Raw genomic sequence first — 5616 nt, 5'->3', positions numbered from 1 at the left:
TTTTAGTCTAGCATCATAAAATCAAAAATCCGCTCATAAGCCAGAAAAATTCGCTCATTTAATTATTTTTCTCATAAAAAAACATACCAAGTCAAGATTGATGCGTCTAAAACAACACAAAGCAAAAAAAAGAGCAGAAATTGCAGATAAAATTCTCCGCAATTTCTACTCTTTTTTAATAAACTGCCCTAAAAGATATTCTGATACTTTCTCGGAATCGAGGCGTACCGCAATATATGGCGGTCTAACACCTTTCAGCCCTTCTAAAGGCAACCCTAACCAAAGAAACCGTTGATCAATGACGATAAATGGAAATGACAAACTCTCGTCTACTCTTTCATTAATAAAAAGCTCCGGCCATTCATAATCCGAAATTATAGTTAAGTTTACATGTTGAGCCCGATTTCTTAACCTCTCTTTCCATTCTTCCGTAAGAACCGTTTGTGCTGGCAGAGAAATCACAATAGAAGACCTAGCCATTTCGATATCCTTAAACACCCTTTCAAGCTTTCGTCCATGCATCCATTGCAAGCATGGGTGCTGATTACGAATCCACTTACCGATATCCACTGTGCTAACCATTTGCTGGCGAATTTCCTGGTGTTCCACCAGCTGTCTCAGTGTTTTTCCAGCATACACATGCCTACGAATAAATGAACAATTGCTAACATGAATAAACTTACCCTTCGTTCTTGTGATTGCGACATTGATTAATCGTTCACTATCTTTGCCTGTAAGAAGCATGCCTGCACGGGGTTGTGGCTCGCTATCGACGGTGTCAAAAATCATCACATCACGCTCGCTACCTTGAAAGCGGTGGACGGTTGCTGCAATAAGATCGGCGGTAACACGTTCTTTTTCATAAATATCTTCTAATAATAGATTCATCAGTTGAGCTTGAGCGCGGTATGGAGTTACATAACCAATCGACTGTAATCCAGCCAGGTAGGATTCATGAATTAATTGAAACGACAATAAGACTTGCCAAGGATTCATTCGAGAATGAGAGGTTCTCTCTTGTATACAATGCCCACCTGTATAGCTTGTATCAATAAGAACAGAGGCAAGGCCCTGAAAAGGTGCTTTTTCAACAATCTTATTCCTGCTAAAGCGGACACTCTCATGGTCACCAACTAGTGAATGATATATATACTTGTTAGTGAAGGCTGATATATCTGGATGCATTCTCCTTTGCTCTTTTAATAAAAAAAGATGAGGGTGAAGCCTACCATCATTTACCCATTCAACTACACCTGCTCGATGAAAGATGTCCTCCTTTAGCCACGTGCTTACTAATTGATCTCGTGAAGAAGCAATCGGCGGCAATTGTTTAAAATCACCGCAAATAATCACACGTTTCCCGAGTGAAGCAGCAAAGGCAGCCTGTGGTACATAGGCCATACTGGCTTCATCAAGGATGACAACGTCAAACTCTTTGTCAAAAATTTCGGAATCAGCTGCCGCTTTTGCAAGTGTTGCCCCAACTACATATGCATCCTTTATGAATTCGATTTCTTTTTGTCGGATTTTTTCAAGCACTCGTGCCATTTTTGTCTCTAACTCTAAAAGGTGGTTTGTATCTCGCTTACTAAAGGAGCGGGCCAAATCCTGCTTTAGCTTCCTTCTTTCCTCTGTCAACATTTCCTTCTCTTCTGCTAGCATAGGACTATGGATCTGAAGGAGTTGACTCGTTGTGATGGCTTCATGGTTTGAAAGCAGCCCACCTGTATTTACCCCATAGCGTAGTACCTCTCCTTCACGAAAGCGGTTTTTCTTTTTTACAAAAGAGGTAATTTCACTAATAAGCACGTCTACTGCTTGGTTACTATGGGATAAAACCAGCACCCGTTTATCCTGAAAGTATTTATTTGCCGCCACACGTGCTAAGATATAGGTTTTCCCCGTACCCGGGGGACCCCAAACAAAGGTTATGGGATTATATTTTGACCTTAGTACTAACTCGTGTACATTGCTTTTTATCTTTTCGACCGGATGTTTCGCGGGCATGGATGGATCCATCAATTTTTTGACACGCAGACGTTTTTGCTTGTTCTTTTTGATATCATCTAGCCGTTCGATGAGCTGTTCAAGCAATTCCCACGGATCATGAAATAGGTAGGCTTCCGGGATTAAATCTCCAAATGACTTTTCTAAGTTAACCATCACCCCTCTTCCCTCAGAAGAAAGGACACGTCCATTTTGTTTCATGCTTCCCCATTCGATTCTAATCGATGAGCCCACTGGAATTTGTAAAGTACCTGGTGTATCAAAGTAATACGTATAGGAACCTTCTGTTGACAGCAGTCTTCCGTTTGTGACAAGAAATTTATTACTACCGTATTTTTTTAAATATATAATTTCATTTTGCAGTGCCTGCTGCCATTCTCTTATGTATGATATTGTATTGGTCATTTTTCTCTTCCTTTAACATTTAGCTCTTAATAAGAATAGTCTATTTATAGCCCTAAAACAAAAGGAGAATTTTTGCTGTTTTAATAATAGGAGGAATGTCCAAATGAGTAAATTAAATTACTTAGAAATTACTCGAAATTTTAAGAGCTATTATCAAACACTTCGAGATATTAATTACTATCTAAACAGTGATTCTGAAGTTGATCATGTAAAACTCCAAGCAACATCTTCAATCATTTCAAAGTTAATCCTTGGTTTTATTCGAACTAATGGAACAAGTTTTAGAGAGATGGATCGCGAAAAGTACGAAAAAGAATTTCTAATTTTTTATGATGATTTTCTTAGTGTAATACAAAATAGTGGTGAAAATAATGTCGACTTTGAGCAATTCACGGCTCTGATTGATGAAATAATTGGGATAGCAGTCAGGAGAAAGGATGCACTTGATAAAATTCAAAAAGAAAAACTTGGGACCTCTGTTGAAAACGAAGAGGTTATTGAGGAAGACAATAACCACATTTCAACCATAGATAATGAGCTTTTGACTAATGATGAAGTTAGCGTACATGAAGTACCTGTAGATGATACTATTGATAGTATTACAGTTGAAGACCATCAACAAGAAGAAGTTGAAAATAAGAATGTTGAGATTGATGTTGAGGTTGAACGAGAAGTTGAAAATGGTACCGGTGATGCAACTATTGTTGAAGAGGAAGATAAGAATGTAGATTCTGATATGGGATTTAGAAATAAGGAAAATCTAGATGGTACTATCAATGTGTTTGAAAGTGATGATAATTATCGCTTTAGACCAAGAAAGAAAAGATTTAGATAATCGATAACTAAATTGACTCATAGTGGTTTCAACCTTATGAGTCAATTTACATAAAAAAATCGCCTTTAGGGCGATTTTAAGTGGATTAGATTGATACATCTCCAATGGAGAACGAGCAGTTTAATGCTTCTGAAATTTTCGCTAAGGTTGATACTTGTACATCAAGCTCGCCATCCTCTATTGCTGAAATGAGGTCGGCATCTAAACCAGATAAAGAGGCAAGTCTTTCTATTTCAATTTCTCGATTTACTCTTATTTTCTTTAGTTGATGTCCAATATTGTTCATTATAAACACTCCTCGCGTATGTAAGCGATTACATTTTGTAAATATAATTATAGTAAACTATCTAAAAATTTTCAATACTTTTTAGATTAAGAGGAATAGAATGTTGAGAGACAGACCCAAATGTAACGAAGATCCGCCTCTCGACTATTCTTTGAACATGACAACTTCCATTTACTCGTTAATTAATTAATATCCAGTTCCCTGACCGCCAGTAATGATGGCAATACTTGAGCTTGCACCAATTCTCGTTGCACCAGCTTGAATTAATTTTCTAGCTGTGTCTAAATCTCTAACACAAGCAGATGCTTTTACTCCCAAATCAGGACCTACAGCTTCACGCATTAACTTAATGTCTTCCGCTGTTGCACAACCAGGGCCAAAACCAGTTGAGGTTTTCACGAAATCCGCGCCAGCCATTTTTGCTAGAATACATGCCTTTTTCTTTTCTTCAATTTCAAGAAGTCCTGTTTCAATGATTACTTTAACAGGCGCATGACCCTTCGCAGCTAACACAACACCTTCGATGTCCTTTTTCACTGTTTCGAAATCACCTGATTTAAGCGCACCTATATTGATGACCATGTCAATTTCTGTAGCCCCATTAGCGATCGCATCACGAGTTTCAGCGATTTTCACAAATGTGCTTGTTGCTCCTAATGGAAAGCCAACTACCGTTGTAATACCCACACTAGAGCCTTTAAGCTCTTGTGCCGCAGTTGAAACCCAATATGGATTTACACAGACAGTAGCGAATTTATGTTCTCTTGCTTCTTCGCAAAGCTTCACAATTTGCTCTTTAGATGCTTCAGGCTTTAATAGTGTGTGGTCAATCATTCTAGCTACAGAAGGACCTGTAATGATGTTAGATGAAGAACCTTCTTTATATGTTACGTTTCCAGAAGTAACAGGTTTTACTTCATTTAACTCTTGTTTATTCGTTAATTGCTGCATAATTTGATTTGTAATTTGTTCAACCAATGCTTCAATTTGCATCGTGCTCACCTCACATTAATGTAATCGATCAACGATACCGGCAATTACCGCATCAAAAGAACCTTTTGGGTCTTCTAAAATTTCTCTTGCCGATCCACCCTCTTCTAGTATCAGCACGTAATCGCCAACCCCTGCATGAAAGCGGTCAAACGCTATCATTGCATCACCGCATTCATTACCTGATGCGTCAACAGGGATAACAACCATGAGCTTTTTATTTTGATGACTGGGTGTTTTAATCGTTGAAACGACATTCCCAACTACTTTTGCTAGTTTCATTATTTTGCTACTGGAAGAATTTTCTCGATATCTGAGTGTGGTCTTGGGATTACATGAACTGATAAGAATTCTCCAACACGCTGCGCTGCATCAGCACCTGCTTCAGTTGCTGCTTTTACTGCACCAACATCACCACGAACCATTACACATACTAAGCCTCCGCCCACATTTACCTTTCCAAGTAATGTAACGTTTGCTGCTTTTGTCATTGCGTCTGCTGCTTCAATTGCTCCTACTAACCCTTTAGTTTCGATCATTCCTAATGCGTTACTCATTTATATTTCCTCCATTCGTTTAGTCACATTATAGTAGTCGATAATTCCTAATATCCCCGCGTCTGACGGGACCAAATCTTTGTTAAGCGGTAAGGAAGATTCTCTGCTTTTTGCTAAGTAAACGAGATCTCCTTCTCCTGATTGTCCAATCGTATCTATAGCCACAAGTGGTTTGCCTTTATCATTCAATTGATCATCTACTGGTTGAACAATCAGAAGCTTTAACCCTTTTAAATTTTCATTTTTATGTGTACAGACCATATTTCCAATCACTTTGGCTACAAACATTTTAAAACCTGCTTTCTAGAATTCCTTAAAGGTCTATTTCGAAGGCTCTATTAAACTTGCCTGTTGATTTCCGCTCCAGGCGCGAGCGGTTCGTGGGTGTTTCGGCGAGCCTCCTCGGCGCTTGCGCCTGCGGGGTCTCCCCTGAACCATACTCCCACAGGAGTCTTCGCGTCTTCCGCTCCAATCAACAGGGCAAAAAACTATCATTTTAATCAAAGCATAATTTTCCACTTTTTTTATACCTACCG

General features: G+C 38.8%; 7 protein-coding genes. 1 reads left to right on the top strand and 6 read right to left on the bottom strand.

All coding sequences use genetic code 11. From position 1 onward, the window contains the following. Positions 1 to 165: 165 nt before the first annotated feature. On the bottom strand, positions 166 to 2412 hold the full coding sequence (locus ABES03_RS25230; protein WP_430121885.1) for an AAA domain-containing protein: 2247 nt from the start codon (positions 2410 to 2412) through the stop codon (positions 166 to 168). Positions 2413 to 2515: 103 nt separating this feature from the next. On the opposite strand from ABES03_RS25230, the gene ABES03_RS25225 reads away from it, so the two are divergent. Beyond that, positions 2516 to 3247: a hypothetical protein gene (locus ABES03_RS25225; protein ID WP_430121883.1), complete on the top strand. Its 732-nt coding sequence runs from the start codon at positions 2516 to 2518 to the stop codon at positions 3245 to 3247. A gap of 85 nt (positions 3248 to 3332) precedes the next feature. On the opposite strand, the gene ABES03_RS25220 is transcribed toward ABES03_RS25225, so the two are convergent. The 5 genes from ABES03_RS25220 to ABES03_RS25200 all read right to left on the bottom strand — a co-directional run bounded on the left by ABES03_RS25220 (position 3333) and on the right by ABES03_RS25200 (position 5368). Then, positions 3333 to 3533: a helix-turn-helix domain-containing protein gene (locus tag ABES03_RS25220; RefSeq protein WP_430121882.1), complete on the bottom strand. Its 201-nt coding sequence runs from the start codon at positions 3531 to 3533 to the stop codon at positions 3333 to 3335. A gap of 186 nt (positions 3534 to 3719) precedes the next feature. Continuing rightward, entirely contained in the window at positions 3720 to 4367 is a 648-nt protein-coding gene (gene deoC, locus ABES03_RS25215) for a deoxyribose-phosphate aldolase (protein ID WP_430121887.1), read from the bottom strand. Positions 4368 to 4541: 174 nt separating this feature from the next. Further along, positions 4542 to 4805: a EutN/CcmL family microcompartment protein gene (locus ABES03_RS25210; RefSeq protein ID WP_430121880.1), complete on the bottom strand. Its 264-nt coding sequence runs from the start codon at positions 4803 to 4805 to the stop codon at positions 4542 to 4544. Continuing rightward, positions 4805 to 5080, bottom strand: a complete 276-nt coding sequence (locus tag ABES03_RS25205; RefSeq protein WP_026567441.1) for a BMC domain-containing protein — start codon at positions 5078 to 5080, stop codon at positions 4805 to 4807. The genes ABES03_RS25210 and ABES03_RS25205 overlap by 1 nt, the downstream gene beginning before the upstream one ends. Beyond that, on the bottom strand, positions 5081 to 5368 hold the full coding sequence (locus ABES03_RS25200) for a EutN/CcmL family microcompartment protein (protein ID WP_430121878.1): 288 nt from the start codon (positions 5366 to 5368) through the stop codon (positions 5081 to 5083). It lies immediately after the preceding gene. Positions 5369 to 5616 lie beyond the last annotated feature (248 nt).

Source organism: Neobacillus rhizosphaerae (assembly GCF_050477885.1).
GTDB lineage: Bacteria > Bacillota > Bacilli > Bacillales > Cytobacillaceae > Neobacillus > Neobacillus rhizosphaerae_A.
Note: the sequence above shows the minus strand (reverse complement) of the source record. Positions and strands in the feature narration are given on the sequence as shown.